This is a genomic window from Pseudoalteromonas sp. CH_XMU1449-3 (assembly GCF_037027245.1).
In the GTDB taxonomy this organism is placed as follows: Bacteria; Pseudomonadota; Gammaproteobacteria; order Enterobacterales; family Alteromonadaceae; genus Pseudoalteromonas; species Pseudoalteromonas shioyasakiensis.
On the sequence record NZ_JAYMDY010000014.1, the window covers coordinates 1 to 26,692 of the forward strand.

Annotated in this window: 33 protein-coding genes, 2 tRNA genes and 1 rRNA gene; 16 read left to right on the forward strand and 20 right to left on the reverse strand. The window is 41.9% G+C overall.

The genetic code is table 11. The annotated features are described in order from the left end of the window. From rrf to WA256_RS16115, 9 genes are all read left to right on the forward strand, one after another. Positions 1 to 92: ribosomal RNA gene (rrf, locus tag WA256_RS21065) — 5S ribosomal RNA — on the forward strand; the annotation flags it as partial. Positions 93 to 597: 505 nt separating this feature from the next. Then, on the forward strand, positions 598 to 1,530 hold the full coding sequence (locus WA256_RS16080; RefSeq protein WP_062566278.1) for a hypothetical protein: 933 nt from the start codon (positions 598 to 600) through the stop codon (positions 1,528 to 1,530). A gap of 30 nt (positions 1,531 to 1,560) precedes the next feature. Continuing rightward, positions 1,561 to 2,460 carry a DUF350 domain-containing protein gene (locus WA256_RS16085; RefSeq protein WP_062566277.1) on the forward strand — a complete coding sequence of 300 codons (900 nt, stop codon included), beginning with the start codon at positions 1,561 to 1,563 and terminating at the stop codon, positions 2,458 to 2,460. Between the two features lie 73 nt (positions 2,461 to 2,533). Then, the gene (locus WA256_RS16090; protein WP_442961445.1) at positions 2,534 to 4,186 is read left to right on the forward strand and encodes a polyamine aminopropyltransferase; all 1,653 of its coding nucleotides are present in this window, start codon (positions 2,534 to 2,536) and stop codon (positions 4,184 to 4,186) included. Positions 4,187 to 4,265: 79 nt separating this feature from the next. After that, positions 4,266 to 4,679, forward strand: a complete 414-nt coding sequence (locus tag WA256_RS16095) for a YjfI family protein (protein WP_054563728.1) — start codon at positions 4,266 to 4,268, stop codon at positions 4,677 to 4,679. Between the two features lie 24 nt (positions 4,680 to 4,703). Continuing rightward, positions 4,704 to 5,396 (forward strand): PspA/IM30 family protein, encoded by a 693-nt coding sequence (locus tag WA256_RS16100; protein WP_054554603.1) that lies wholly within the window; start codon positions 4,704 to 4,706, stop codon positions 5,394 to 5,396. 71 nt (positions 5,397 to 5,467) lie between these two features. Further along, the gene (locus WA256_RS16105) at positions 5,468 to 6,106 is read left to right on the forward strand and encodes a hypothetical protein (protein ID WP_335992620.1); all 639 of its coding nucleotides are present in this window, start codon (positions 5,468 to 5,470) and stop codon (positions 6,104 to 6,106) included. Then, positions 6,103 to 6,420, forward strand: coding sequence for a hypothetical protein (locus tag WA256_RS16110; protein ID WP_062566275.1), 318 nt, complete (start codon positions 6,103 to 6,105; stop codon positions 6,418 to 6,420). Before WA256_RS16105 ends, WA256_RS16110 begins: the two co-directional genes overlap by 4 nt. Positions 6,421 to 6,485: 65 nt before the next feature. Beyond that, positions 6,486 to 6,671: a hypothetical protein gene (locus tag WA256_RS16115; RefSeq protein ID WP_054554683.1), complete on the forward strand. Its 186-nt coding sequence runs from the start codon at positions 6,486 to 6,488 to the stop codon at positions 6,669 to 6,671. On the opposite strand, the gene WA256_RS16120 is transcribed toward WA256_RS16115, so the two are convergent. The 5 genes from WA256_RS16120 to WA256_RS16140 form a co-directional block, all read right to left on the reverse strand. Next, positions 6,664 to 7,065 carry a hypothetical protein gene (locus WA256_RS16120; RefSeq protein WP_063528141.1) on the reverse strand — a complete coding sequence of 134 codons (402 nt, stop codon included), beginning with the start codon at positions 7,063 to 7,065 and terminating at the stop codon, positions 6,664 to 6,666. The genes WA256_RS16115 and WA256_RS16120 overlap by 8 nt on opposite strands. Before the next feature lie 13 nt (positions 7,066 to 7,078). Continuing rightward, positions 7,079 to 7,564: a hypothetical protein gene (locus WA256_RS16125; protein ID WP_062566274.1), complete on the reverse strand. Its 486-nt coding sequence runs from the start codon at positions 7,562 to 7,564 to the stop codon at positions 7,079 to 7,081. 149 nt (positions 7,565 to 7,713) lie between these two features. Next, positions 7,714 to 9,090: a class II fumarate hydratase gene (locus WA256_RS16130; RefSeq protein ID WP_105174393.1), complete on the reverse strand. Its 1,377-nt coding sequence runs from the start codon at positions 9,088 to 9,090 to the stop codon at positions 7,714 to 7,716. Positions 9,091 to 9,098: 8 nt separating this feature from the next. Beyond that, positions 9,099 to 9,425 (reverse strand): hypothetical protein, encoded by a 327-nt coding sequence (locus WA256_RS16135; protein WP_058585360.1) that lies wholly within the window; start codon positions 9,423 to 9,425, stop codon positions 9,099 to 9,101. Between the two features lie 145 nt (positions 9,426 to 9,570). Then, the gene (locus WA256_RS16140; protein WP_054554610.1) at positions 9,571 to 9,765 is read right to left on the reverse strand and encodes a hypothetical protein; all 195 of its coding nucleotides are present in this window, start codon (positions 9,763 to 9,765) and stop codon (positions 9,571 to 9,573) included. A gap of 183 nt (positions 9,766 to 9,948) precedes the next feature. Between WA256_RS16140 and WA256_RS16145 the strand changes: the two genes are divergently transcribed. Continuing rightward, a complete protein-coding gene (locus tag WA256_RS16145; protein ID WP_269408428.1) occupies positions 9,949 to 10,539 on the forward strand; it encodes a DUF938 domain-containing protein in 591 nt (196 codons plus the stop codon). Here WA256_RS16145 and WA256_RS16150 read toward each other — a convergent pair. The 3 genes from WA256_RS16150 to WA256_RS16160 all read right to left on the reverse strand — a co-directional run bounded on the left by WA256_RS16150 (position 10,516) and on the right by WA256_RS16160 (position 13,548). Continuing rightward, positions 10,516 to 11,655: a GNAT family N-acetyltransferase gene (locus WA256_RS16150; protein WP_335992621.1), complete on the reverse strand. Its 1,140-nt coding sequence runs from the start codon at positions 11,653 to 11,655 to the stop codon at positions 10,516 to 10,518. The genes WA256_RS16145 and WA256_RS16150 overlap by 24 nt on opposite strands. After that, a complete protein-coding gene (locus WA256_RS16155; protein ID WP_335992622.1) occupies positions 11,652 to 13,019 on the reverse strand; it encodes an alpha/beta hydrolase in 1,368 nt (455 codons plus the stop codon). The genes WA256_RS16150 and WA256_RS16155 overlap by 4 nt, the downstream gene beginning before the upstream one ends. Positions 13,020 to 13,086: 67 nt before the next feature. After that, positions 13,087 to 13,548, reverse strand: a complete 462-nt coding sequence (locus tag WA256_RS16160) for an Lrp/AsnC family transcriptional regulator (RefSeq protein WP_062566269.1) — start codon at positions 13,546 to 13,548, stop codon at positions 13,087 to 13,089. 113 nt (positions 13,549 to 13,661) lie between these two features. On the opposite strand from WA256_RS16160, the gene WA256_RS16165 reads away from it, so the two are divergent. Continuing rightward, the gene (locus WA256_RS16165; protein WP_054563718.1) at positions 13,662 to 14,831 is read left to right on the forward strand and encodes a PrnB family protein; all 1,170 of its coding nucleotides are present in this window, start codon (positions 13,662 to 13,664) and stop codon (positions 14,829 to 14,831) included. Beyond that, positions 14,831 to 15,949 carry an aminotransferase class V-fold PLP-dependent enzyme gene (locus WA256_RS16170; RefSeq protein ID WP_332393185.1) on the forward strand — a complete coding sequence of 373 codons (1,119 nt, stop codon included), beginning with the start codon at positions 14,831 to 14,833 and terminating at the stop codon, positions 15,947 to 15,949. The genes WA256_RS16165 and WA256_RS16170 overlap by 1 nt, the downstream gene beginning before the upstream one ends. On the opposite strand, the gene WA256_RS16175 is transcribed toward WA256_RS16170, so the two are convergent. The 5 genes from WA256_RS16175 to WA256_RS16195 all read right to left on the reverse strand — a co-directional run bounded on the left by WA256_RS16175 (position 15,921) and on the right by WA256_RS16195 (position 17,968). After that, positions 15,921 to 16,685, reverse strand: coding sequence for an MBL fold metallo-hydrolase (locus WA256_RS16175; protein ID WP_062566266.1), 765 nt, complete (start codon positions 16,683 to 16,685; stop codon positions 15,921 to 15,923). The genes WA256_RS16170 and WA256_RS16175 overlap by 29 nt on opposite strands. A gap of 69 nt (positions 16,686 to 16,754) precedes the next feature. Beyond that, positions 16,755 to 17,255 carry a DUF4124 domain-containing protein gene (locus WA256_RS16180; RefSeq protein WP_335992623.1) on the reverse strand — a complete coding sequence of 167 codons (501 nt, stop codon included), beginning with the start codon at positions 17,253 to 17,255 and terminating at the stop codon, positions 16,755 to 16,757. A gap of 108 nt (positions 17,256 to 17,363) precedes the next feature. Beyond that, positions 17,364 to 17,456, reverse strand: a tRNA-Ser gene (locus WA256_RS16185). Between the two features lie 53 nt (positions 17,457 to 17,509). Then, positions 17,510 to 17,600, reverse strand: a tRNA-Ser gene (locus WA256_RS16190). A 227-nt stretch (positions 17,601 to 17,827) separates the two neighbouring features. Continuing rightward, a complete protein-coding gene (locus tag WA256_RS16195; protein ID WP_166341396.1) occupies positions 17,828 to 17,968 on the reverse strand; it encodes a hypothetical protein in 141 nt (46 codons plus the stop codon). A gap of 324 nt (positions 17,969 to 18,292) precedes the next feature. Here WA256_RS16195 and WA256_RS16200 point away from each other — a divergent pair, with 324 nt between their 5' ends. Next, complete coding sequence (locus WA256_RS16200) at positions 18,293 to 19,141, forward strand: diacylglycerol/lipid kinase family protein (RefSeq protein WP_269408422.1); 849 nt, start codon at positions 18,293 to 18,295, stop codon at positions 19,139 to 19,141. Positions 19,142 to 19,195: 54 nt separating this feature from the next. Here the strand turns inward: WA256_RS16200 and WA256_RS16205 are convergent, their stop codons facing one another. Next, positions 19,196 to 20,125, reverse strand: coding sequence for a DMT family transporter (locus WA256_RS16205; protein ID WP_054563712.1), 930 nt, complete (start codon positions 20,123 to 20,125; stop codon positions 19,196 to 19,198). Between the two features lie 101 nt (positions 20,126 to 20,226). Here WA256_RS16205 and WA256_RS16210 point away from each other — a divergent pair, with 101 nt between their 5' ends. Further along, a complete protein-coding gene (locus tag WA256_RS16210; RefSeq protein ID WP_054563711.1) occupies positions 20,227 to 21,669 on the forward strand; it encodes an aminotransferase-like domain-containing protein in 1,443 nt (480 codons plus the stop codon). Positions 21,670 to 21,730: 61 nt separating this feature from the next. Here WA256_RS16210 and WA256_RS16215 read toward each other — a convergent pair whose 3' ends face one another. Further along, positions 21,731 to 22,531, reverse strand: coding sequence for a YggN family protein (locus WA256_RS16215; protein ID WP_054563710.1), 801 nt, complete (start codon positions 22,529 to 22,531; stop codon positions 21,731 to 21,733). A 391-nt stretch (positions 22,532 to 22,922) separates the two neighbouring features. Between WA256_RS16215 and WA256_RS16220 the strand changes: the two genes are divergently transcribed. Next, entirely contained in the window at positions 22,923 to 23,111 is a 189-nt protein-coding gene (locus WA256_RS16220) for a PA3496 family putative envelope integrity protein (RefSeq protein ID WP_082389337.1), read from the forward strand. A 52-nt stretch (positions 23,112 to 23,163) separates the two neighbouring features. On the opposite strand, the gene WA256_RS16225 is transcribed toward WA256_RS16220, so the two are convergent. The 3 genes from WA256_RS16225 to WA256_RS16235 form a co-directional block, all read right to left on the reverse strand. After that, a complete protein-coding gene (locus tag WA256_RS16225) occupies positions 23,164 to 23,646 on the reverse strand; it encodes a glutathione peroxidase (protein WP_054563709.1) in 483 nt (160 codons plus the stop codon). Positions 23,647 to 23,753: 107 nt separating this feature from the next. Beyond that, positions 23,754 to 24,053, reverse strand: a complete 300-nt coding sequence (locus WA256_RS16230; RefSeq protein ID WP_063529256.1) for an AzlD domain-containing protein — start codon at positions 24,051 to 24,053, stop codon at positions 23,754 to 23,756. Continuing rightward, complete coding sequence (locus tag WA256_RS16235; protein WP_063529257.1) at positions 24,050 to 24,757, reverse strand: AzlC family ABC transporter permease; 708 nt, start codon at positions 24,755 to 24,757, stop codon at positions 24,050 to 24,052. Before WA256_RS16235 ends, WA256_RS16230 begins: the two co-directional genes overlap by 4 nt. A gap of 151 nt (positions 24,758 to 24,908) precedes the next feature. On the opposite strand from WA256_RS16235, the gene WA256_RS16240 reads away from it, so the two are divergent. Beyond that, positions 24,909 to 25,559 carry a cytochrome b/b6 domain-containing protein gene (locus WA256_RS16240; protein ID WP_062566261.1) on the forward strand — a complete coding sequence of 217 codons (651 nt, stop codon included), beginning with the start codon at positions 24,909 to 24,911 and terminating at the stop codon, positions 25,557 to 25,559. 62 nt (positions 25,560 to 25,621) lie between these two features. Here WA256_RS16240 and WA256_RS16245 read toward each other — a convergent pair whose 3' ends face one another. Together WA256_RS16245 and WA256_RS16250 are read right to left on the reverse strand one after the other, a co-directional pair. Beyond that, the gene (locus WA256_RS16245) at positions 25,622 to 26,074 is read right to left on the reverse strand and encodes a c-type cytochrome (protein ID WP_058585373.1); all 453 of its coding nucleotides are present in this window, start codon (positions 26,072 to 26,074) and stop codon (positions 25,622 to 25,624) included. Between the two features lie 103 nt (positions 26,075 to 26,177). Next, entirely contained in the window at positions 26,178 to 26,648 is a 471-nt protein-coding gene (locus WA256_RS16250) for a DUF2721 domain-containing protein (RefSeq protein WP_054554628.1), read from the reverse strand. Positions 26,649 to 26,692 lie beyond the last annotated feature (44 nt).

The window sequence follows — 26,692 nt, forward strand, 5'->3', positions numbered from 1 at the left end:
CCCACCTGACCCCATGCCGAACTCAGTAGTGAAACGAAACAGCGCCGATGATAGTGTAGCAGCTGCTATGTGAAAGTAGGTCATCGCCAGGCTCCAAATAAGAGAAAGCCCGATTCGAAAGAGTCGGGCTTTTTTGCGTTTGAAGCTGTCAGCTTTCAGCCGTCAGACGTCAGTTGAACTGTGGGGTTGTCCTGTACAGAATCATCCTCAGCAACAAAACCCCGTAGGAGGCACTTCAGTGTCGAATTCAGACCTTAACAAACACATTCACGGCTTAGCCATTCCTACAAGTACACTTTGTCTAGAACCTAGAACCTAGAACCTAGAACCTCGGGCAGAGGAAGACGCAGCACCAAACACCCACACCGCGCGGCTGATCGCTGACGGCTGAAAGCTGATAGCTCTGTGATGTGTTGGGTTTCGCTCCGCTCTACCCAACCTACGCCAGACCTTAAAACTTTCCCCTCGCTAACTTTCCCCTCGCTAACTTATGTAACCTACCAACCCAATTTACCCTTTGTTGCAATTTTAATCTTGGTTTAGTACCTGAGCTATGTAAAACTATTTGCGTTTTTAAACCACAATCAGGTGACATGAATGTCTCAAATAAAAGCTTGGAAACTTATTAGCCTGTTTTGTTTGGTAAGCTTGCTTATGGGCTGTGAGTCGAAAGAAGAGCAGCTGAAACAAACAATACAACAATCCATAGAAAAAGCTGAAGTTGAATTAAATCAACTCGGTACAGCGCTTGATAATGGCTCTTTGCGTAATGCGACGATACTTAAACAATACGGCAAGGTGCTTGCTGAGCAGCAACCGCAACTTTCTGAGATCGCCCGTGTAATTAGTCTTGATGCCACTCGTGAAGGGGCTATTTATTCAGGTCTTACACAACGCTTAGCTGATGTTAAGTCTACTTATCTAATACCCCCTTATGAAGATACTCTTCATCAACTTGATCTCATTCGTGATGCTGCCAAGCCATCTTTATTTCAAGATGCGCTTACCGATCCTATTAATATGCTTGCTGATATGTCGCAGGGGTCACTAGCACGGGTTGGCGCAATTAGTGAGGCCGCTGAAGGTGAAAGTGTTGGTAACCAGTTAGTTGGTAATCCTAACTATGGGCAATGGCAAACGAATAGCAGCGGTACCAGTTTTTGGGTTTGGTACGGGATGTATCGCATGTTGGGCGATGTATTCGACCGAGTTGAGTATGGTCGCTGGAGCCGCCACAGAAAGTACAGCTATTACAATGACTATGGCCGTTACCGTTATTCGAGCCCAAAACAGATTAAAGCACAACAAACGGTAGAGACACGTACTCGTCAGTCTTATCAACGCCAAGGTAAACAATTCACTAGTCCGTATGCCACTAAGCGCAGTGGCGCATCTGGATTAAGCCGTAGCAGCTATACGCCGCCACGCACACGCAGTAGCTATGCTTCTAGCAGTAGTTACAGTAGAAGCTCTGGGTCATTACGTAACAGCTCGAGCAGAACATCACGTGGCATTAGCCGCGGTAAGTAGTGAAAAGAATAACCACCGGAGTTACAACACATGTATGAATTTAATGGAATAACAACTTGGTCGTTGCAAGCTTTAGCAATCGACTTTGCAATCATTATCGCTTTATTTGTCAGCCTAAAATTTATCAAAGGCTGGGTATCTAACTTACACGCTAATGATGAAATAACTGAGCGTGACAATTTTGCTTTTGGTATTAGCTTTGCGGCTGGGCTTGTGGCACTGGCTATTGTTCTTAGTGGCGTGAGTAGCGGCTCATTTGCACCGACTTTACAACAAGAAGCATTACAAATGCTAGGTTATGGTGTGATGGCGATTGTGCTTATCAAGCTAGGTCACTTCTTCCAAGACAAGGTAGCGCTTCGTAAAGTGAGCCTGCATGACGAAATCGTAAAAGGTAATGCGACTGCTGCACTCATTGATTTTGGCCATGTGGTGAGTGTGGCTATTGTTATTCGCTCAGCTTTATTTTGGGTGGCAACCGAAGGCTGGCATGGTATTCCAATTGTGATCGCAGCTTTTGCCATTGGCAGTATTGCGATGCTACTGATCAGTCAATATAGAGTGCAGTTATTCAAGCGTACTAATCGCAGTGGTGATTGCTTACAGCAAGCGGTTATTGACGGTAACTTAGCAGTAGGTATTCGTTATGCTGGCTTTTTAGTGGGTAGTGCATTGGCATTAACGGCTGCATCAGGTATTGCTCCTTATGCGGCTGACAACATTGTTGCTAGTTTAGGATACTGGGCATTAAGTGCAGCAGTGAGTTTAGTTGCTTTCATTTTACTACACTTAGTGACTATCAAAATCATCCTATCTGGTTGTGATATTTCAGATGAAGTGAACCGCCAGAAGAACGTGGGTGTAGCAGCTATCTCTGCAGCAATCTCATTTGCGATTGGTTCGACTATGGCAACCTTGTTAGGTGCCTAATTAAGTGTCTACTACAACAAGCGCCCCAAGTAGAGCCAATCTACTTGGGCATGATTTCCTATTAATAACTGTTATGGCCGTACTCGCTGGGTGCGGCCTTATTTATGAGTACCTGCTATCTCATTATGCAGGTCGTGTCTTAGGCTCGGTCGAGAGTGCCATTTATGCCATGATCGGCACCATGATTGTCGCTATGGGTATCGGTGCATTTTTAGCACGTTGGTTTAAAGATGCATTTACTGCTTTCGCGTGGCTAGAGAGTATTATTGCCTTGGTCGGCATGGGCTGTATTTTAGCGATAGCGAGTGTTATCGCTGTCAGTTATTCATTGCCGCATATCTTCTCCGAAATTTTTAACTTGCCTGCAGATACCGTACTTAATGGCTATGTATTTGAAAAGCTACAAGAGTGGTCACGTTTCTTACCCTATGTGTTTGGTCTGTTACTCGGGCTATTAATTGGTATGGAGATCCCGCTGATTGCGCGTATTCGCCAGCAAGTTTATGGCCGCTTTTTAGAAAATAATGCGGGAACTATTTACGGGGCGGATTATATCGGTGCCGGTGTCGGTGCTGCTATTTGGGTGAGCATTATGCTTGCGATGCCAATTATGCAAGCAGCAGCTTGGACGGCGTTGTTTAATATTATTGCTGGCCTCGTGTTTTTATGGCGCTATCATCAACATGTTCGCTTCGCTAAGTTACTGCTAGTTTGCCATGTGCTGTTGTTGGTATTTTTTGCGTTTGTGCTTGTGTTTGGCACCAGCTGGATGAAAAACTTAAGTAATGTTTTATACAAAGATAAAGTTATCTACTCGCAAGCAACTAAGTATCAGCACCTAGTCTTAACTGAGCGTCTGAGCCGTAATCAGCCCAATGCAATTACCGATCTTTACCTCAATGGCCGTTTACAATTCTCAAGTGTGGATGAGCAAATTTATCATTCTATGCTTGTCTATCCTGCTATGTTGGCTTCAAATCGTCATGACCGCGTGTTGATCATCGGGGGCGGTGATGGACTTGCATTGCGTGATGTTTTGAAGTGGCCAGTAGAGCATGTCACTCTGGTTGACTTAGATGGTCAGCTGTTAAACTTATTTGGTAATGATGTTGGCGACTATGATGCGCCAGAGAAAATCAGAACACGTTTAACAGCGCTAAATAAACATTCTATGAGCGATCCCCGCGCTGATATTCGCATTGCAGATGCCTTTTTAGAGGTCGAAGCTATGCTTGCTAAAGGCGAGCGCTTTGACACTATTTTAATTGACCTACCAGACCCTAATCACCCTGATCTTAATAAGATGTACAGTGATTATTTTTATAATCATGTGCGTCAGTTGTTGGCGCCTGATGGGGCTGTGGCCGTGCAATCAACATCCCCTTATCATGCGAAGAAAGCATTTTTAAGTATTGCTAAAACAATGAAAGCTGCTGGCTTTGGTTATGTTGAGCAATACCAACAAAATATCCCTTCGTTTGGTCAATGGGGTTGGACTATCGCGACCACCGCTGGCAAATCAGCAAGTCAGCGAATTCGCGAAACTAACGAATTACCCGTGCCATCTCGTTGGGTAAGCAAAGAATATTTATTGGCTTCTTTTGTGTTTCCGAGTCATTTTTTTGAACAAGTAAACACGATTGAAGTCAATAGATTAGGTTCTGGAACCTTATATGATTATTACCGCCAAGCGTGGCAAGTTGAAACCGAATTGTACAAAAATTGATATTTTATAGTTGACATAATATGTCGGCTATGCAAATCTTAACTCAGACATAATATGTCAAAACGTGAAAAGGTGAGACATGGAATTAAATGAACTATCAATCAAACTGGCTTCTTTTGAAACAGAAGGTGTGAGCTTTGAGTCTTTCTTGATTGCCAACGAAGGTGAACAAGATGTGTTACAAGTTATCGTCGATGGGAATGATGAGTTACCTATCTTTGTTACTCAAACAGAAGAGCAATTACTGTGTATTAGCTACCTGTTTGCTGAAAACGAAGTACAAGCAGATATGCGTAATGAGTTAAACGAAACGTTACTACGTTTAAATGTACCAATCCCATTAAGCGCATTTGCAAAAATTGATGATAAATACGCTATTTTTGGCGCGTTATCGGTTAATTCATCGTTTGATGATATTACCCATGAGTTGGTAACACTGGCAGACAATGCGATTGATGCACTTGAAGCCGTGACCATTTATTTAAACGATTAATTAGCAATTTCTGGAGTTAAGATTATGAGTATTTTAAAGAAACTATTTACAGCTGTACGTGGTGGCGCTCGTGAAGCAGGACAAGCAATTGTTGATGCAAACGGTATCCGTATCTTTGAACAAGAAATTGCTGATGCACAAAATGCCCTACAACGCGCTAAAAAAAGCCTGACTGAAGTAATGGCAAAAGAGATGCAAACGAAGCGTAAAATTAGCGCACTAGATGCATCAATTGCTGAACATGAAGCGTATGCAGGCCAAGCACTTGAAAAAGGTAACGAAGCTCTTGCATTAGAAATCGCAGAAAAAATCGGTGATTTTGAAGCTGAAAAAGCAGAGCACGAAGAAGTGTTAGCTGGTTTTAGTAACCACATTGTGCAACTAAAGCAGCAAGTTAAAGAAGCTGAAAAGTCGATTAAAGAAAACCAACGTCAATTAACAATGGTTAAAACGACTGAGAGTGTGCAGCAAGCAACAATGGCTGTAAACAGCACGCTAAATACTAATAGCTCATCAATGACATCAGCACGTGAGTCTCTAGAGCGTATTAAGCAGCGTCAGCAAGACCGTCAAGACCAGTTAGGTGCGGCTAAGCAACTAGAAGCTGATACTAATGGCGATGATTTAAAAGCGAAAATGGCTGAAGCGGGTATTGGTGATACCAATCCGAAAAGCGCGGATATTCTGGCGCGTATTAAAGCAAAACAAAATAGCTAATCAGTTAACGGAAAGACAAAAGGTAACCCACGCACTGGGTTACCTTTTTTGCTTCAACAAGGAGTCAGCCAATGTTTAACTTTTTCAAATCTAAAAAAGCCCCAGAGCGTCAGCTTACTGATCCAAGCCAATTACTCGTTGGTGATATGCTGACGGTGATTGATTCGTTCGCTTACCCAAGCTGGTTAAAAGGACAAACACTGCGTGTTATTGATGTGCAAACGTATCAGTACCAACGTAGTGCAGAGTATGAGTTGGTACTCGAGAGTGAATCTGGCCAAGTGGTGTTTTTGCAAATTGAATCAGATGATGGTGAGCAATGGGCAAACTTTGCGATCAAAATTCAACGCGATGATGTTGATGAGATTTTTACCCTTGATGAGTTCGCTCGTATTTTTGATGAAGACGAATTAACGGCAATTAATGTACAAAATAGTCCGGAGCGTTTTAGTCACTTTTTAGCATCGAGCTACAAGCAATCAGAAGCGCCTTATGTGTGTTATTTCCATAATAAGGACTACCGCAATAAGCCTTTACCTCGTTATGAAGATGAAGGCGGTGAACCGTGTGAAATGATCTGTTTAAGTTCTGATGATGAATCGCATAATTTAAATATTGAGATTTGGGAAGGCGGTGAAACAGAGGTATCACTGACGTTAACCAGACCAATTAGCGATATTGTTGACTTATTTCCTGGGGATGCCAAGTGAGTGATGCAAAAGCCAAATGGCAGCGTCAGGAGCAAGCCGTTAGAGCCACGCAAATGGCGTTTGATTTAAGCTCTGAAGTGCAAAAATCAATTAAGAAGCAAGCCATTGACCAAGAGCTTACGCCATCAGATATGATCCGTAAGATTTTGGATCTCGACGTTAAGTCAAAAAAAACCAGACAGCGTTTATCGTTTAACTTAAATGATGAAGAGATTGCTTTATTGGCTGAGCGTTTTGGCGTTGCAGCCGATGATAAGCGTGCTGTGAAGCAGCGCGTGGCTGAATTACTCATTGAACACAGTAAAAAAAGCTAAGGTTTTGCCTTTACTTCTTTAAGCCCTTACACTGAGACTAGATGTTTTAAAGAAGTGGCATGACTGTGGATATTATTTTACTTGCGTATTTAGTTATTTTTGCATTATTTGGCACTGCTGCAAGTTACTTTGTTCGCTACATTTATGCTTACTGGGTGCATAATACAATGCAGGTTAAGTACATATATAAGGCCGGGATTTGTATCATCAGCGTGGTGATTGTTTCCGGCCTTATTGCATTATTTACTTAATCTCGATTGCTTGGCACTGCTTTGAAATACACAGTGATTGTACAGGCAGAACTGGTGAGCAATCGTTAACGGTTAATGCTTGATCAGATGACTTTTCAGCTGCTGTAATTCGCTCCGCAAGTTGTTCAGCTTGCTCTTGTGCGTTGTTTAACGTTGAATAGACCACATAGCGACTTGGGCCACCACATGCTCGCTCACCAACTTCTAACACCTTACATTGAAAGCTCGCAGTACAGCTATTATTACTAACGATATCGTTCAGCTGATCATTTAAATCACCTAGATCAACGCGCGCAGAACTAGCCGACGTTGTTGTTTCGCAACCGCTTAAAGCAATGCTTGCTAACACAGTTGTGGTGATAAAAAGTTTCTTGAAAGTCGATGAACGAACCATTATTGCTTATTCCTTAGTATACACTTGCCGCTGAGCCTTCGATTCTAACACAAGTATTCTCAGAACACTGCGCACCTGGTGCGGTTAGATGCTGACAAATACTCATCATGTCGTTTGCTGCGTTAAATTGCTTTTCAAGGGCGGTGATATCTTTTGCAAGTTTTTCAACCTCAGCCGTGTCAGCTGTTTTGGTTGAATACACAATGAAACTACTTGGGCCGCCACAGGCACGACTACCAACAGGTAATACTTTACATTGGGTACTGTTGTCACAGCTTGGATCATCGATTAATTGTTTAAGTTGCTCATGGGCAGAGCTAATAGTGGCTTTATCTGGGGCTGCTTTGGTCACTTCCTCAGCGTTTTTTATTTCAACGGCTTTTGGTGCCTCGACAAGTTTATTGCTGGTTGCCGTTGATTCGGCTTGCTCATTAGTTGCAGCGTCCGAGCACGCAGTTAATAACACAGGAAATAAAATTGCCAATAGTGGATAGCGCATAACATACCTAAAAATCGTTGAATAAGTACTCACTATCATACACATTGCTCAAAGTGGAGCAATAAAAACGTTAGCTTTCAGTAAGTAGCTCTGTATTCACAGAGCTACAGTAAGATAAAAGTTTTACAGCTATCTGCAATAAATAGGTATTACAAACCACCTTGGGTTAGTTTGGCAGGGTTCAGTAACTCGCTCAGTTCTTCGCGCGAAATATCCGTATGCTCAGCAGCAACATCAATAATAGGACGACCTTCTTGATAAGCTAATTTGGCAATTTTTGCGGCTTTGCTATAGCCGATCACCGGATTAAGTGCAGTAACCAGAATTGGGTTTTTAGCGAGCGCTTTATCAACATTGCTTTGGTTTACTTTAAAGCTGGCAATCGCTTTATCTGCCAGTGCTTCACTGCTATTCGCCAGCAGTTCGATACTTTGCAAAATGTTTAAGGCAATCACAGGTAGCATTACATTAAGCTCAAAGTTACCCGCTTGACCAGCCACTGTAATGGTAGCGTCATTGCCAATGACTTGTGCGCTGACCATCGCTGCCGCTTCAGGGATCACAGGGTTTACTTTACCCGGCATAATTGATGAACCTGGCTGTAGAGCTTCAAGTTCAATTTCACCAAGACCTGCAAGTGGGCCTGAGTTCATCCAGCGCAAGTCATTGGCTATTTTCATTTGTGCTACAGCAAGTACCTTTAGCTGGCCTGACAGCGCAACAATGGCGTCTTGTGAGCCGATGTTATAAAAGAAGTTTTTGCTTGGGCTAAAGCGAATACCTACATTCTCACTCAAGTGTTGGCAAAACTCACCGGCAAACGCTGGATCGGCATTTATGCCGGTACCAACTGCTGTGCCACCTTGTGCAAGTTCACAAACTCGCTCAAGAGCTTGGCGAATACCTGCCATTGCATGATCCACTTGTAACTGCCATGCAGCCAGTGTTTGTGCAAAACTCACAGGCATTGCATCCATTAAATGAGTGCGACCGGTTTTAACAATATGGCCTACTTCGGCTTGTTTGCTTTGTAGGCTTTGACTGAGTTTATCGAGTTTAGGAAACAGCTCATAAATGATGTTAATAGCGCTACTTACAGCAATCGCAGTGGGGATCACATCATTTGAGCTTTGTCCCATGTTCACATCATCGTTGGGGTGAATGGTTTCTCCTGCAAATTGGCTCGCCAGCGTTGCAATGACTTCATTGGCATTCATATTTGAGCTAGTGCCAGAGCCTGTCTGAAATACATCAACCGGAAACTCTGAAAAATGCTTACCATCGATGACCTCCTGGCATGCTTGCTCAATGGCTTTGGCTTTACCTTGGCTCAAATGGCCTAAAGCAGCATTACTTTGAGCGGCAGCTTGCTTAATGTAGGCGAGGGCGGTGATAAATTGCTTAGGCATGGCTAAGCCACTAATTTGAAAATTGTTGATAGCGCGTTGCGTTTGAGCTTGATACAACGCATTCGCAGGGACTTGTAGCTCACCCATGCTATCTGATTCGGTTCTAAATTGGCTCATAAACACTCCTAAATCGGGTTAAATTCTTGGCTGAGAAGGCACGCTTCTCGCTCCAAACTGAAATACTTTTCAATACAGTTATGAGTTTTGTAGTAACGCTTTAGCGCAAGTTGCGGTTTATAAAGCTGAGCCAAACATTGTTTACGAATTGCATTATGCACTAATGAATCACACATCTTTTCAAGTAGTTCATGAAAGGTGCGTCTTAGATACAGCTCTTGCAAAATAAAGTTGTGATGCTTTTCGTAATAGCGTGCAATGTTTAAACCCGCTTCAACATAGTTCGCAACAAGTGCAGGGGCATGTAGCCCAGGTCTTTGGCAAACACATTTCATTTGCCGCTGATAATGGAGCATAGCATTGTGAGAGTGCATAGAAAAACCGATTAACTGTAATGATAATTGTTATCATTACAGTTAATCGGTTTTAGTGCAAGTCTTATATAATGAAGCTAAGACTGAATGGATTAACTGTGTGTGATTAATTGTAGCCGAGAATAAAAATCTGGTCTGTTTCATGTTTTTTCGGCGCCTGTACATTTTCTTTGTTACATTGAGAAAGAAGATCGATCACGGTTGCTCTGTCGTCACAACTTGTTAAGGCGGCTTTTTCGCTTTCAGCACGTTCGCTGGCTGCAAGTGCTGCATCTACAGCGGTGTAGGGTGAGATATACATAATATTGCTCCTATTGGTTAACTCACTTAGGAAATAGCATAAGCTGTACCAATATTTATCAATAAATTTAACTTGTTGAAAATAATGGTTTTATATTTTTAACTAATAAATTCACCGCGACTTTATTATTTATTTTTGCTTTACTGTTGTGCACTAATTACCAAACATGGTGCACTAATTTGTATGGATAAACCCTTCTCTCAAGCCTGTGAAAACAACAAATTACCTATTTTAAACGTATTAGCAGAGTTCTTTTCTGATGTGACGGATGTATTAGAAGTCGGCTCAGGTACTGGGCAACATAGTGTGCATTTTGCAACGCATTTAGCACATTTGCAGTGGCATTGTAGTGATCGCGAGGTTAATCACCCGGGGATTTTACAATGGCATCAAGAAGCTGCATTAACTAACTTGCATGCGCCACTGACACTCGACCTTAATGATCCTTGGCCGGTTGAAACTGTGAATGCCATTTTCACCGCGAACACAATGCACATTATTAGCTGGCCACTGGTGGAACGCTTTTTCAAAGGTGTAGCAAAGCATTTAGCGCCAAAAGGTAAGTTGTGTATTTATGGACCATTTAAGTACCAAGGTAAGTTTACCAGTGCTAGTAATGCTGAATTCGATGCTTTTTTAAAACAGCAAGATGCAAATAGTGCGATTCGTGATTTTGAAGCGATTTGCCAACTTGCAGAGCAAGCTGGCTTATCCTTTGTTGAAGATGTGCAAATGCCAGCGAATAACCAATTATTGCTGTTTAAAAGGCAGTAAGCTTTCGCATTGGGCTTTATAGAGCGCCATATGTTGGCGTTCTCTAGTAATAAAATCACTAATGGCAACTGCAAACTCAGTGTGCTGAATATGATGCAATGAATAGGTATTTACGGGCTTAAAACCGCGACTTATTTTATGCTCACCTTGTGCGCCAGAATGGAACTGTTTAAGTTTGTTGGCAATGCAGTATTCAATGCCTTGGTAATAGCAAAGCTCAAAGTGCAAACTATCGAGCTCATAGTTCGTTCCCCAGTATCGACCATATAAACAGTTCTGATCTTTAAAACTGAGTGTGGCGGCAATCACCTCTCCTTGATATTTAGCGAACATTAAAACCAGTTTGTCGGCCATGCTTTGCTGTAATAACTCAAAAAAAGCGGTATTCAAATAACCATTGTGGCCTGAGCGCTTTAAATACGTTTGGCGGTAAAAATGACTAAATTGCTGCATGTGCTGTTTGCTGATGTCAGCACCTTCGATCCATTCTACGGCTATCTGCTGTTCAGTTATTTTAGCGCGTTCTTTTTTGAGCGATTTACGCTTTCTTGCGGTGAGTGAAGCTAAAAAGTCCTCAAAGCAATTATAGCCTTCATTAAACCACTGAAACTGCACACCATGACGTTGCATTACGGTTTCGCTAGTTAATGCAGTCGCTTGCTGTTGGTGGCAAAAATTTATATGCCAACCTGACCAGCCTAACTGCGCTGCTGTTGCTGTGAGTATGTGCTGAATATACGCATAGACTTCAGCGGGCTTATTGTGATTTATACTAATTCGTTGCCCTGCAATAGGTGTGAAGGGTACGCCACACAGCCATTTAGGGTAATACTCTAGGCCATGTTGTTGATAGGCTTCAGCCCAAGCCCAGTCAAATACATATTCACCATAAGAGTGGTGTTTTAGATACCCGGGTAGTAAGGCTATGACCTGTTCTTGCTGGTAAATTGCTAGGTGCATAGGTTGCCAACCCGACTCTTCACTCACACAGCCCGTTTGTTCTAAAGCCGCTAAAAAAGCGTGATCAGTAAAGGGCGTATCATCAAAAAATGACTGCCAAAGAGCGGCATCAATCTCGCTTATTTGATTAAACCAGCGGTGGCTAAGCTCACTCATTGTGCAGCCGATTCAATATCTTTGATGAAACCCTTGATATGCATAGCAAGCTTATCGAAATAAGGGTTAAACGTGAGTCGTGCAAAGGGTTTGTGCGCTTGTAAATTTTCGGCTGTTCGTTCACCCATCACAACGTCTTTTTGGTATTTGCAGGCTGAATAAAGCTTGTCGTCATCTAAGTAGCTTCCGCAATTGCGATACAATGCTGTGCGACCGTAGTAAGGGTTGCTGGGTTTATTAACAATACCAATATGTGACATTCCTTTGATTTTTTTACAGTCATCGGTGTCGCAGTCATCACGAATTATTTGGTAATCAGCTGGAAAGCTAGCGGGGATGTTTTTGTCATCCCCATAGTATACAAGGCGATCAAGCTGGTTATTTTTGCGCGTTTTTGGGTCGTGCAGCTTAGTTAAAATTTTAAAGGTTGCTTGGTTATCTATTGTGGTGTCAACATCACTAAAAGTGCTAAATATCGCTACATTAGGGAGTTGGCGATGACGAAGCTCATCAAGGCTAATACGGCTCATTGCTTCGTGACTAGCTGAGGCTGCACTAAATGGAAACGACTCATACTTGGCAAAATCAAGGTCCGCGTCTTTATCAATCCAATTCACAAATGGAATCGCATCGACCCATTTCGCCAGCCAACCGTTTTTATTGTGTGGCTCGCTTGCAGGTGAAAACAGCATAGCAGCAGTAATCTTATTATCGACCGGGCCTTGAGTTAAGTAATCAATAACTAGTGCAGCACCGGTTGAGTACCCCCCTAATATCACCTGATCAAAATCTTTTAATGTGCGCTCAATGGCATACACGCTAGCCTTTTGCCAATCATCGGCATCTATGTCTCTAAGTGCTGCAGGAGCGGTACCATGCCCAGGTAGTAAAATTGTGCGTACCGTATACCCTTGTTGATAATACACTTGTGCAAGGTCGTGATAGGTAAAGGGTGAGTCGGTTAAACCGTGGATCAAGAGCACTGCTTTACGGCTATTGGCCTGTTTAAGTTCAAATGGGCTTATTAAATCGGCAACAGTCGCGTTAGCTGGTCGAGCGCCTTGTGCAACAAGCTGCTGATAGGTGTCTGTGTAAACAGGGCATGGCAAACTAGCACGCGGGTTTTCGCTACTAATTTGCAAGTAGGCAGCGGTTAAATAGTCACTAAATGCTTGCTCGATATTATAGCTAAAGGTGCTATGGGTGCGTGGTAATGGCTCTCTAAATAGTCCTTCGCGCTTACTTTTCATCATCAGTTTTTGGTCTTCAAGCTGAGTAAGGCAGGTTTGTTGCTGCGCCATTAATGAGCTGCTAAATAGCCCACTGATGGCCCAAGAGATAGCAACTAAGTTGATGAATTTCATATTTAAGCATCCTTTTAAAGCCTGTTTTTAGCTTATCGAGTTATGTTTTATTTGCAAGCAAGGTGCGTCAAGCGAGCGGTAAATGACGCTTAGTGAACGCTTGTTTTAAGACCACTGTCGATTCGATGTTAGCAATACAATCAATACTACCTAATTTATGTTTCACAAAGCTTTCATAGCTTTCTAAATCAGCGGCAACGATCTTCAGCAGGTAATCATAACTGCCTGAAATAACAGAACACTCAAGTACATGGTCAAGCTTCTCAACCTGCTGTTCAAATTGCTCAGCAGCGGCAACAGAGTTCTGGTTTAAGCGAACAAAGGCATACACAGACACATTTAAATCAACTGCTTTAGGATTGATGGCAGCATGGTAACCACTGATCACATTTGCTGATTCGAGCTTTTTAATGCGGCGTAGGCAAGGGGTATCGGACAGGCTAACCGAGTGTGCCAGCTCTGAGACAGAAGTTCTCGCATTATCCTGTAAAGCATTAAGTAATTGTTGGTCTTTTTTATCTAATTTCATTTTTATTTGAGTGATTTTCACTAATCTAGATGGATTCTAGTCTATATTTTGGCGATTAGCACTCATTGAACTCTGTTAACATTATCGCAATATAATTATTTTGGAGTGAGCCTGTGACTGAGAACACTAAGGCATTTGATAGCTGGCTTCGCACCCGTTTTGTTGAGATCAACAGCGAATTAGAAAAACTATATTGGCAACAAGACGATAAAGCGAATGTAGAGGGTGTCGGTGAGCACCTTAAACGTCAATTAGAGCAAGAAGGTAATGAGCATATTCGTGCTTTACTGGCTGAGGGCAATACCGATGAAGGCTTTGATAACGCCTTCGATTTATTAGGTAATGTTGGTTTGTATATGGCGGCATGCCGTCGTCATGAGATCACTGAGCCTTCTCGTGAAACAAGTTCACCTCTTGTTGAAGCTTCTGCGTTGGCAATGCACATTGGTGCATCTATTGGTGTAACCCCGCGTTTTGCAACGGCGCATTTAACCACCCACAACAAAGCGGTTGATGGTTTGTATAAGCGTTTTACTGACCTTGAAGATGAGAAAATCTTTATCGATTACAATACCAAGGGCATTTTAGCGTATAAGCGCGCGGCGGATGCTTTATTAAAAATTCAGCCGTTAGGGATATCACATCCTATCGCGGCAGATTTACTCGCAGTAGCAAAACAAGCATTGCTTGATGTGATTGAGTCGAACAATACGTTATACAACAAGCTCGATACAGACCGCTTTTTCTATTGTGTACGCCCGTATTACAAGCCGTATCGAGTAGGTAAAGAGGTATATCGTGGCGCGAATGCTGGTGATTTTGCGGGCATTAATGTCATCGATTTATTGCTTGGTCTTTGTTTTGCTAACGAACCTAGTTACTCGCAAATGCTGGTGGATAAATTCTTGTATATGATGCCTGAAGATCAGCAGATCCTGCGTGAAAGCATGCGTATGACAAGCATTATGGATGACTTTTTAGCAGCAGAAGCTGAGCGCGATAGCGAATGGTTACAAACTAACTTAAAGCTGTTCATTCAAGTGTGTAAACTGCATGGTGATACAGCCATTGGCCACCATAATCAATTAGTCAGTAAATACATTGCGCAGCCTTCACAGCAAATGCAGCAACAACATATGGATAAAGTCACAGCCAGTGGGCCGCCTTTGCATGTGTTACTTAACTCATTAGAGCAGTTACGTGATCGCCGTGCGGCAGCAAAACGGGATGATATTCGTACTCGGTTTGATGATTTAACTAAGTTAAAGCAGTGGATTAAGTAATGAGTAAAGACGATTTTGTAATTCCACAAGGCAGCTATTTGCTTAACCACTCTGTTGGGCGCCCCTTAAAATCTGCTGAGCAGCATTTTCATCAGCAGTTTTTTGCCGCTTGGCAAAATGAAAATAAAGAACCATGGCAACAGTGGTTGCAAGGTGTTGAAGCATTTACGAGTAGTCTCGCTAAACTATTTAACTCGCAAAGTGAGTTATTTTGTCCACAAGTTAACTTATCGAGTGGTTTAACCAAGCTGTTGATGTCGCACCCGCGACTGCAACAAGAAAATTGCAAAGTGTTAATGGCAGAAAGTGACTTTCCAAGCATGGGTTTTGCGATGCAAAAAGCCCTACCTGAAAGTGCTGAAATCGTGTTTATTGGTAAGCATGAAGATTTAACTGATGCGCAGATTTGGCAGTCATATTTAGCGAAAAATGATATTGATTTAGTCTTTATTAGCCATGTTTATTCAAACACGGGTCAGCAAGCGCCTATTCATGAAATTATAAATATCGCGAAACAACACAACACATTGAGCTTACTAGATGTTGCGCAGTCTGCGGGTATTTTAGAGGTCGACTTAACTAAGCTTGATGCCGATTTTATGTTGGGCTCGAGTGTTAAATGGCTATGTGGTGGACCGGGTGCTGCTTATTTATGGGTTAACAGCAAGCAGCTATCACTTTGTCAGCCACAAGATGTTGGCTGGTTTTCTCATCAAAATCCGTTTGAGTTTGATATTAAGCACTTTGCTTATCATCAAACCGCGTTACGCTTTTGGGGCGGTACTCCTTCAGTTGCACCTTATATTTTAGCTTCGCATAGTATTAATTACTTTGCTGATCTTGGTATTGAGAAAGTACGCGCTCATAACTTAGCAATGCTCGCTCAGTTTCATGATCAATTAGCTGATTATATGCGCTCACCAATACAGGCTGACAAATGCTCTGGTACGGCTATTATGCATTTTGGCGAGCAACAAGCGGCTGTTAAAGCTGCGCTTATTGCAGCGAATATTGCGGTTGATGAACGTCACTTAGGCTTAAGAGTCTCTGCTCATATTTATAATGATCAGCAGGATATAGATACTTTTATCACGACTGTGAAAAGCGCCTTAAATTAAGAGCTTGTCGAGCTTTTGCTTTGACGGAACGCCAGTGCGTCATTGGTTTTTCGGGGACCAGCGCTAAAATTTGCTCAAAGTCGATGTCATCAATACTGACTTCGTTGCTGTGGGCAAACATAATCCGTTTTGGTTGTAGCGCTTTTAGCATCAACAAAGAGCTTAAATACAGCTTCGGGTAAAAAACAGGAAAGGGTGGTACAAGCTGCCCTTTTACTTTCACTAGTAAATCAGCAATGTAAATTCGCTCGCTAGGAATATGATACAGGCTAATATCTCGGTCAGTGTGACCTGGGCTATGTAGTGCTTGCCAATCGTCAAAGCCGGGTAAGGTTGCATCAGTAGCAAGGTAATAATCTGCATCTAGATGGCGGCTGTACCAAAGGTTGTGCCGTTTTTTATTTAACCTACCGGCGACCCACCAAGCCAAAGCGATATCGGTTAAATGCATTAAGAAACCGTCAATGCCTCTATACCATTGACCTGGAGCATTCGACGTCGCTATTTTGCCGCCGCTTAACTTTCTTAGTGCATGCGCTCCACCGGCATGATCTGGGTGCATATGGGTGACAACAATCAGTTTTAAGTCAGTGATGGGACGCTTTAGTTGTTCGGTAATATAGTCAAATACTGTATCAACATCAGCACGGCAACACCCATCAAGCAGCATCAATTTATCTGGATATTCAACTAAATAGATATTTTGAATATAACCTTCGAGCGTGTGAATGTGCAAAACAATTGATCCCTAAACTAAATCAGCAAATGTTGTTATATCATGTCTGACCAGTTTTGGTAAGTTAAGCTAATTGGATTGCGTGCCTCGCTCTTTGAGCTGCTTTTTGTTTTCTTCTAACTGTGCTACCTGTTTTTCGAGGATGCTGATTTGGCTCTTATAGTAAGCGTTAATACGCTCACTTTGTTTGCTGATAGCATCATCAATAGACGTTGCGCCTAACCTATTTGCGGCATCTTGCGTCATATTATTGAGTTTATCGATGCGCTCACTTTGTTGTTTTTGTAGTTCTTTAATTTCTAGCTGAAGGCGCTCTATTTCACGATCGGCTTTTTGAATTTTTAAATAATCTTCAACACTTAAGTCGGCAGGCTTTTGTGGTTTTTGCGGTTGCTCTGTAGCTGGTGTTTGGCTAGTTGCTGGTGGCGGTGCAATTTTCACGATTACTGCATCTTTTCCACAAGGCTGCTCCGTAAAAGTGGCAACCCCGTCAATCATGCACTTATAAATAGTGGCTTTACTGTTGGCGCAGGCAAGTAGGGCAAGAGTAAAAAATGCAAAACGAAACATAGCATCACTTTGTGTAGCAAATAGATACTTAGCATGCATGAAATATAATGAAGTGTGCAAGTTTTCGGGCATAAAAAAACCGCTTAAAAGCGGTTTTTAATAATAAAATGGTGGAGAAGGAGGGATTCGAACCCTCGATAGAGCTACAAACCCTATACTCCCTTAGCAGGGGAGCGCCTTCGGCCACTCGGCCACCTCTCCAGCGCATAATTCTGATTGTAATTTGCTGAAATTAATCAACAAATAAAAATAAGTGGTGGAGAGATAGGGATTTGAACCCTAGAGGGGCTACAAACCCCTGCCGGTTTTCAAGACCGGTGCATTCGACCACTCTGCCATCTCTCCACATCGTGATGCGAGAATAATACTTAGCTGAATCGGCTGTGTAAATAGGAAAAAGTTTGTTTGCTTGTTTTTTGAGCGTAAAGAGGGAGTTTTTTGTAAAAAGGTTTAATTAATTGCTGTTTTTAACTTAAAAGAAAGGGGTTGGAGCAGTAAACGGAGGAGCTAAAGAAGGATCTTCGTTAGTGGTTGGGTGTTTACTGCACCGATAAAGTAACCATGGTTGGGGATTACTTGTGTTGTACTGCGCCGCCAAGAGCTAACTTTTTGCCGTAGCGATTTAGTTTTGCCAACATTTTTGCTTTGCGGTTTGTTGGTTTTACGGCAACATGAGTTGCAGCGTTTTGGTTTAATGTATTAATTGGGTTCATTACTTTGCTCCGGGTTGTGTTTGGTTGAAAATGTGAGTATTTTGCAATCAAACTGAACAAAAATAAAACGATAAAAATTGAGTCTGTCGGATAACTTTTTCTAATCCAAAAACCTTTTATTAACATGGGGTTAAGTTTTTACCTTAGTGGTATCTTGCATTCTTATGCAGTTTGTTTGACGCTGAAGTGTAGGTAAATAAAGGTTTTTAGTTTTTATTCTTTTTATTTATGCGTTTTTAGAGTGAGAAAGTGACTAAATATTCAGATTAATATAATTTGAACGAGTGTGGTGTTTTTACCATGCAAGAAAAGAAGTAACCGTTGATGTTGATAATAATAAAGCCAAGTGACAAAAAAAATCATAAAAACAGTGTTGATTGGCTACTAAAAGAATGTAAAAAAAGACAGATTGAGCCTGAACTGTATTTAACCACAGGCAAGTTTGAGAATGATTGCGCTGATATAGCGCTTTTGGCTAAAAACCAAACTCAAGTTGTGGTGATTGGTGGTGATGGGACGCTGCATTTAGCTGTTAATGCATTAATGATGAGTCGCTGCTCTATCGCGTTAATTCCGGCAGGCACAGGAAATGATTTTGCTCGTGGCTTTGCGTGTAAACAACAGGCTTGGTATGACGCTGTTTTTAATAGCCGTACTGAGTTAATCGATGTTGGACAAATCAATCAGCGCTATTTTATTAATGTGGCGGGAATAGGTTTTGACGCTGAAGTCGTGACTCAACTAAATAAAGCCGGAAGTTTTAGCTCGTTTGGCTACACTTGGCAGGGCATCAAGCAGCTATTTTCATTTAAGGCACAGTCACTTCAGGGTGAGTTTAATGGCAAAGCACTCAGCTACAGTAATTTAGCGACGATTTTTGCTAATCATCATTACTTTGGTGGTGGCTTAAAGATTGCCCCTCGGGCAAAGTTAAATGATGGTCAGCTTGATTGCTACTGCATGCCAGCTGGCGGTTTGTTGAAAAACCTGATCAGCTTTTTGTATTTACTGCTCGTAAAGCATCATGGTTTGCAAGCGCTAGAATATACCCAGTTAACAACTGCAGAGGTCACCACGAAAGGGTTGGCTATAGAGGCCGATGGTGAGCTTGTTGGTTTTACTCCGGCTAAAGTTAAGATTCACAAACAAGCACTTCGTTTTCATATGCCATAAAAAAGCGCCGGCAAAATTTGCCAGCGCTTGGTGTTAGAGGCGACATAGTCACTTCTAACTGGGGACGGAGCTTTTTTGCTGCAAGTTACGCGCAGCAAAAAATGCTTTAATTTGTCGAGTAGGAGTCAGCACGATAGCATTACCGAATAACACTAGGCTAAAACCCATAAAGGTATTCGCTTGCCATTCAAATCCTTCAAATAAAGTACTTAACACCACTGCAACCAGTGGGAATAATACGATTACATAGCTTGCGCGCTCAGGGCCGATGTTTTTAAGTAGCGCGAAGTAACAAGCAAATGCGATTACGGTACCAAACACTGCTAAGTAGAAAAGCGACACCCAATAGCTACTCGGGGCGTTCAACGTGAGCTCAACATCACTTACTAAAACATAAGCTGCTAGACCTAAAGCGCTGTATAACATACCCCAGGCATTGCCTTGAAGTACGCCAATGTTACGTTGTGAATTTCGAACACTGACCATATTCCCCAATGAAGCCACAAAGGTTCCAGATAGCGCAAGTAGTAACCCGACCAACGCACCATTACTCAAGTCGAATTGCTGAATTTGTGGCCAAAACAAGCTGGCAATACCCATTACGCCGAGTAGAGCGCCAAAGTAAATTCGTTTCGCAATTGGCTTTGCGAAGAACAAGCGGGTATTAATAATGTTCATCAATAGCAACATAGAAAACGCAATTGAGGCCATTGCTGAGGTGAGATAGTTCTGAGCCCAATACAGCACTAAGTAATTTAAACCAAAGTTAAATAAGGCTAATAAAGCAAAAAATCCGTGATCACGCAGTGAATAATGCATAGGTAGCTTTTTCATGAGCACAAAGGCCCACATTAAAATAGCTGCAATGGCAAAGCGGTAAAATAAAGAGACCTCAACAGCGACATCACCTAGTTGAAACTCAATAGCTAGCCAAGTCGATCCCCAGATCAGCACTGTAGCAAGGTAGAGAGCGGCGCTTTTCATAGTTAGTACCCAAAAATTGAAAGTATGTTCATTTTAATCCTCTTCTGTATACTTAACATATACAGAAAACTAGAAATGCAACCTATACAGTTTGGTGGGCTATGTCACAAGTTATCAGTCGTAGTAACAGTGAGTTCTTATATCAACAAGTTATTCAGCTAGTTAGAGATCTTTGCTTGCAAGGATCGTTATTACCGGGCGAAAAATTACCTTCGCTCAGAAAAATGGCAGACAAGCTCAACATCAGTATTCCTACTGTAAAACAAGCGTATCAATTACTTGAAGGGCAAGGATTGATTGAAGCAAGAGAAAAGTCAGGGTACTTTTTAAAGTCTTCACAGTTAAATCAGTCACGACCAAAGCGAGTTAGGCTCAGTCGAGAGCCGACCACAGTCAATAAGCAAGGCTTGATTGAGCAAGTCTACAGCGCTATCCATAAAGCTAATGTGGTGCCATTTGGTATCGCCAACCCTGTAGCCGCTGCACCGACAGATAAAGCACTGGCACGAACAATGCGCCGAGTAATGACATTAGCGGGCGCATCGGCAATTAATTACGGCCCGATGGATGGCTTTGCACCACTTAAAAAACAACTCATTCATCGCTATCTGGATTTTGGCATTGGGGTTGATAGCGATGAATTAGTGATCACCAATGGTGCTCAAGAAGCGTTGGCGATTGCCCTTAAGTGTGTCGCTAAACCCGGTGATGTTATTGCTATCGAGTCGCCTTGTTATTTTGGCATTATCGAATTAATTGAAAGCTTAGGCTTAAAGGCACTGGAAATACCGCTATGCCCCGATGAAGGAATATGGCTAGATGATTTGGCTCAAGCACTCGATGAGCATGATATAAAAGCCTGTGTGTTTTCAACCTCATTAAATAATCCTGTTGGCAGTTTTATGCCTGATGCCAAGCGTGAGCAATTAGTGGCACTTTTAGAGCAGCGTGACGTGGTGCTTATTGAGGATGATGTTTATGGCGACTTACATTTTACAGCTAAGCGTGCCACTCCTGCACAAGCTTATTCAAAAAAGGGCTTAGTGATCACCTGCGCGTCGTTTTCAAAAACAGCCGCACCTAGTTACCGCATTGGTTGGATCATTGCCGGTAAGTTTGCAGAGCAAGCAAGGCGACACAAACGTGCGCTTAGTTGCTCAGCGCCACTTATAAACCAGTGGACCTTGTATGAGTTTATAGCTAGCGGTGAGTACGACCGTAACATTCGTTTGCTTAGACAGCGCTTAAGTACCAATAAAGAACGTATGATTTGGTGCCTGCAGCAATATATGCCAAGTTGTGCGCGTATAAGTAACCCGCAAGGGGGCTGTGTTATCTGGGTTGACCTTGGTAGCCAATATGATGCGGTAAAGTTATTCCACTTGGCATTAGAGGCGGGGATCAGCATTACTCCAGGGTTGATATTCTCAGCGGGTAAAAAGTACCGTAGCTGTTTTCGCTTAAGTTATGGCTTGCCTTGGTCTGAAAACTTAGAGCAGGCGATTAAAACGTTATCGCAACTGACTGTGCTGGCCAAAAAATAAAAAGCGCAGAGCAAGCTCTGCGCGAAAGGACCAAGTGTTTTGGTTCAGGGATGTTAATTCATTACTCTGCGTTCTGTTTAAAAGTAAATAGTTGATACTCTTTTAGCTCTGGTACTAGAACCACTAGCTCTTGCTCTTTATGAGCGATATCAGCAAAGCTGCCGCATAATGCATCTGCACGCTCTTCAAGTTGAGCTGCTTGAGTTTCTACGCGCGCTTCGATTTGTGCGCCCATGTTTTCCATACGTTGCTCAAACTCATCCATGTCGCCACCTGAACCTAAAAGTTCAGAGCCTAGCGCCACTAAAATACTGCCCATCGATTGCATCATGGCTGACTCGACAGCCGATTCGATTTGCTCATCGAATTGGTCTTCAAAGTTTTGGCCAAATTTTTCGAAATTTTGCTGACCCATGGTGAACGCACCTTGCTGATAGAAAGCGTTTTGTACTTCTACGCTGATATCGTCCATTAATTCTGAAATGTCGCTTAGGCCATCAATATTGAAAGCATTTGAGACTTCTTCGATGGCTACACCAGCTATTTTTACACCATCAAGTGCGATATTTGCTACTTCAGGAAGTTGGCTGCGTAAGCTGTCTGAGTAATCTGCAATTGCTTGCTGTTGTGAAGCATCAAGCGACACGCTTTGACCATCGATATATAAAGTGTGTTGATCGATGATTTTCATAGTGCGATTATCGGCTGTGTATACTTCTAACTCGCTTGGTGTAATGCGTACATCATTTATAAATTCAACATCACACTGCTCACCGCTGAATGAAATATTTGTATCATTATCGTTATGAGCCATTGCGCCGGTAGCGATAAATAAAGAACTTACTAACAATAACTTTTTCATTTTTTTCTTTCCTGTTTGAAATGACACAAATACATAATCAAATTGAATGCCAAAATTCATAAATTCAATTAATTCAATAGTTTGTTGTGTTTTAAGGCTTTTTCAAAAATAGCGGGGAATAATTTTTTAACCATTTTTTAGTCAAATTAACTAAAAAATACACATGCATAAATGACTTTTATCGAAACGATAAAAAACTCTCACTTTTCAGAAATCAAATTTAGCGCTATTTATTCACAATATTGACATATGACCTATTTAGCATGGGTGTATGGCTTTATTTTGGTGGTTTTTTAGATACTAAATTACTACCGAGCTTTTTAATCTTTGCCAATTCATCGAGCAAATTTTAATCTCAAGAATTGGTCTCAAACACTTTATGGAGTGGGTTGTGGGTAAGACATTTAGTTATGACGCGCTAGATGACGATTTTGTTGAAGACGAGTACGAAATGGTCGGGCGTAATCAACACGACAAGAAAAAGCAACGCGTAAAGAAGAAGTTGGAAGACTATCTTGAACAAAAACGCTTGCGCAGAAACTTAGGCGATGACGACTTTGACGAGTACTTGAACGACTAAGCATAAATTTAGATAAAGAGGCAATTTGCCTCTTTATTGCTTTTAGGCTTTGTTATTTGCCCAGTGCAGCTGCGATGTCTGACTCGAGCTGTTCAGGTTTTGTCAGTGGCGCATAGCGCTTAATTGCCTTGCCATCTTTACCAATTAAAAATTTGGTGAAGTTCCATTTTATTTTGCGGGTGATAAATCCCGGTAACTCTGATTTTAGGTATCTAAAAACAGGGTGAGCATGTTCGCCATTCACATCGACTTTGCTCATCATTAAAAAGCTAACGCCGTAGTTAATTAGGCAGCCTTCTTTAATTTCTTTTGCATCACCTGGTTCTTGTTTTCCAAATTGGTTACATGGAAAACCAATTATTACTAAGCCTTGCTCATGATACTTTTCATGCAGTGCTTGTAAGCCTTCATATTGTGGAGTGAAACCGCATTTACTTGCTGTATTTACAACAAGTACGACCTTGTTTTCAAAATCAGAAAAGTCAACGGTTTGGCCTTGTAGGCTGGTGGCAGAAAGTTGGTGAAATTCGCTCATAATGATAACTTTTTATTATTGTTGCATTGATTCTAACTTGCTTGGAGTTTTTCTAAAAGGGTAAATTTTAATCAGCGGTTTTTCTTACTTGGCGTTAAGTATCGCAGCTAACTTAAAATTATAAATAATCCCATCCCTGCCAGTGTTGTGTAGTATATGTTATGTGTTTTATAGGCCACGATAACAGACACAACAGCAGCACTTAGGTAAGGGTTTTGCCAATCTAGATTTATCCCTTCGTCATTAATAAACACAATGGGCACCCAAATCGCGGTGAGTACGGCAGGGGCGCTAAAACTTAAAAATTGCTGCATTTTCGGACCGACTTTGAATGGTAATGCGCGGTGCAAAAATAAGTAACGTGTGAAGAAGGTAATACACGCCATTAATAAAATGGTGATCATCATAGCGTATGCTCCTCTTTTGCTTGCCAGCGAATAATTAGATAACCAACCGTCATAGCGATAAGAGCCGCGGTGACAAGCCAAAGTTGAAAGCCCTGATTTTTTAATAGCGTTGCAACAACGCCAGCGGTGATCACAGTAGCTAGTGTTGCAAGGTTTTTTACACCCGGAATAACTAAAGCGATAAACGTGGCTGCGATGGCGAAATCAAGCCCTAGGTGTGTTAAATCGGGAAGGAGGCTTCCTGCGACAATACCTAGCAAGGTCCAGATATTCCAAGCAATATAAAAACTAAACCCGGCACTGAGTGCGTAAATAAGGCGCACTTTTGTGCGATAGGCTTTGCGATGATGCGAAAAAGCAAATAATTCATCCGTCAGTACAAAACTCACAGGCAGGCGCCAACGAAAGGGTTGATCTATGACTTTGTGGCGAATAGCTAAACCATATAAAAAGTGCCGTGAGCTAATAATGAGAGTGGTAAATAAGATAGTTAAAAGCGGGGTATTGCCGGCCATTAATTCAATCGCAACGAGTTGTGCTGATCCTGCAAATACCAACAACGACATAGCTTGTGTTTCTAAAGCACTGAAGCCATTTTGAACGGCTAACGAGCCACATAAAATCCCCCAAGGTAACACCGCAAGACATAAGGGGAGCATGTCGAAAAACCCTTTTAGCAAGGCTCTTATTGTTGATTTATGCATCTTATCGCTCATGTTTGTTGTTATGGCTCAGATCAAAACAGCTGAAATAGAGGTGTGTCAAAATAACTGAAGTTTGCAATAATGTATAGCCGAACCCATTGCTGAAATTTCATATCTGCAAGTTATAAGCGTCTTTAAAGGGAAAGTTACAATGTCTAAAGTTAAAGTATGGGATGGCTTTATAAGAAGCTTCCATTGGTTATTAGTTGCGGCCATCGCAACCCTCTATTTTAGTGCTGAAGAAGGTATGTTGGAGCTGCACTTTGCTGCAGGCTACTTCACTCTAGCGCTTATTATTACACGTCTTGTTTGGGGCCTTATTGGTAGTAAAACGGCAAAGCTGTCTGCGCTTATTCACTCACCTGTTGCTGCAATTAAGTCATTTACAAGCAATGAACATAAGGCGGGTCACGGCGCGGCGGGTAGTTATATGGTGATAGCCTTTTTTGCGTTACTCATTGTGCAGCTAACCTCTGGCTTAATGACTAGTGACGATATATTAACGGATGGTCCACTCGTCGAGCATGTATCCTCAGATACCGTAGAGTTTGCCGGTTGGTTACATCATTTAAACTTTGATATTTTGTTGTATGCCATTGTGTTGCATGTAATAGCGATTGTGATTTACCGCATTAAAGGAAAAAACTTAGTGAAACCTATGCTTACGGGTAATAGTGAGCAAGTTGCGGTTACTGAGCCTGTCACTAAATCACCGTTGATAGCTTTTGTTATTTTTGCAGTGTGCTTAGTGGTGCTATTTACGACTTGGGGTGCAGAGCCGCTCAGCTATTTGCTTGGGTAGCAACTTCAAAACATGAAAAAAAGGCGCTAATAAGCGCCTTTTTAGTTTAAATCATAACTAGACTAGTCTTTGAAAGACTTATGGCAATCTTTACAGCCTTTAGCCCAAGCGCCAAATGCTTTGCCGATTACTTTCTTATCGCCACTTTGTGCTGCTACTGCTAGCTCATCAGCATATTGTTGGAAAGCAACTGCTTTTTTCATAAAGGTTTCGTTGTCGCTCCATACAGCTGCAAGTGCAGATGTATCACCCTTGTCAGAACCCGCTACGAAAGCTTCCCAAGGCATTTTAGATAATGCCGCTGCATTGTCGGCACGCTTTTGAAAACGTTCTGCATCAAAAGGTACTTTTCCTTTTAGCATATCGCCCATGTCACCAATTTGTACGCGGATCATTGAAAATGCTGCTTGACGATACTCGATTGCATCGCTTGGCTCTTCAAATACAGAATTTGCTGAAGCGCCTAGTGCCATTGTTGAAAGCATTGCACCCACTACTAATTGTTTTAATTTCATTCCTTTTGCCCCTTAAGATGTCATAAAAGTAAACTAACTGAGTTTTATCTTAGCTCAATATAATATTCAAGTGTATCGCGGTTAATCTTAACTTAAGTTTAATTTAATCATTTATATCAATATCAGCGAAGATCATGCCGCGGCGCATGCTTCTTGTTGCTAAGAAAACCTCGCATAGTAAAGATAAAAATCCACATATCAAAAGCGCCATAGCAGCCACAAAGCAGCTAGCAATTGTCACGCTCAAGTTGATAGATTGAATATGCGATAAAAATAGACACATAACCACAGCACATACTAATAAGGCACTGAGTACACTTAGACTAAATGCAATATGGATGCAGCGAGAGCGTTTCAACAGTGCCCTTAGCTCCGTTGTTAATGACTTATTGAAGTCTTCATCCGTACTGACTTTAAGTTTACGTTCTAACTGTCTCGCTCGATCGGTAATACGCGCTAAGCGGTTTGAAAGCACGCCTAACGTTGCAGCAATACCGGTAATTAAAAAGACGGGTGCAACAGCCGTTTGAATCACCTTTGCCATGGTAAGAATGTTGATTACTTCTGAATTCATTTTCAATACTCTATTTACTAAAACTCAACACACTGTTCATTTAC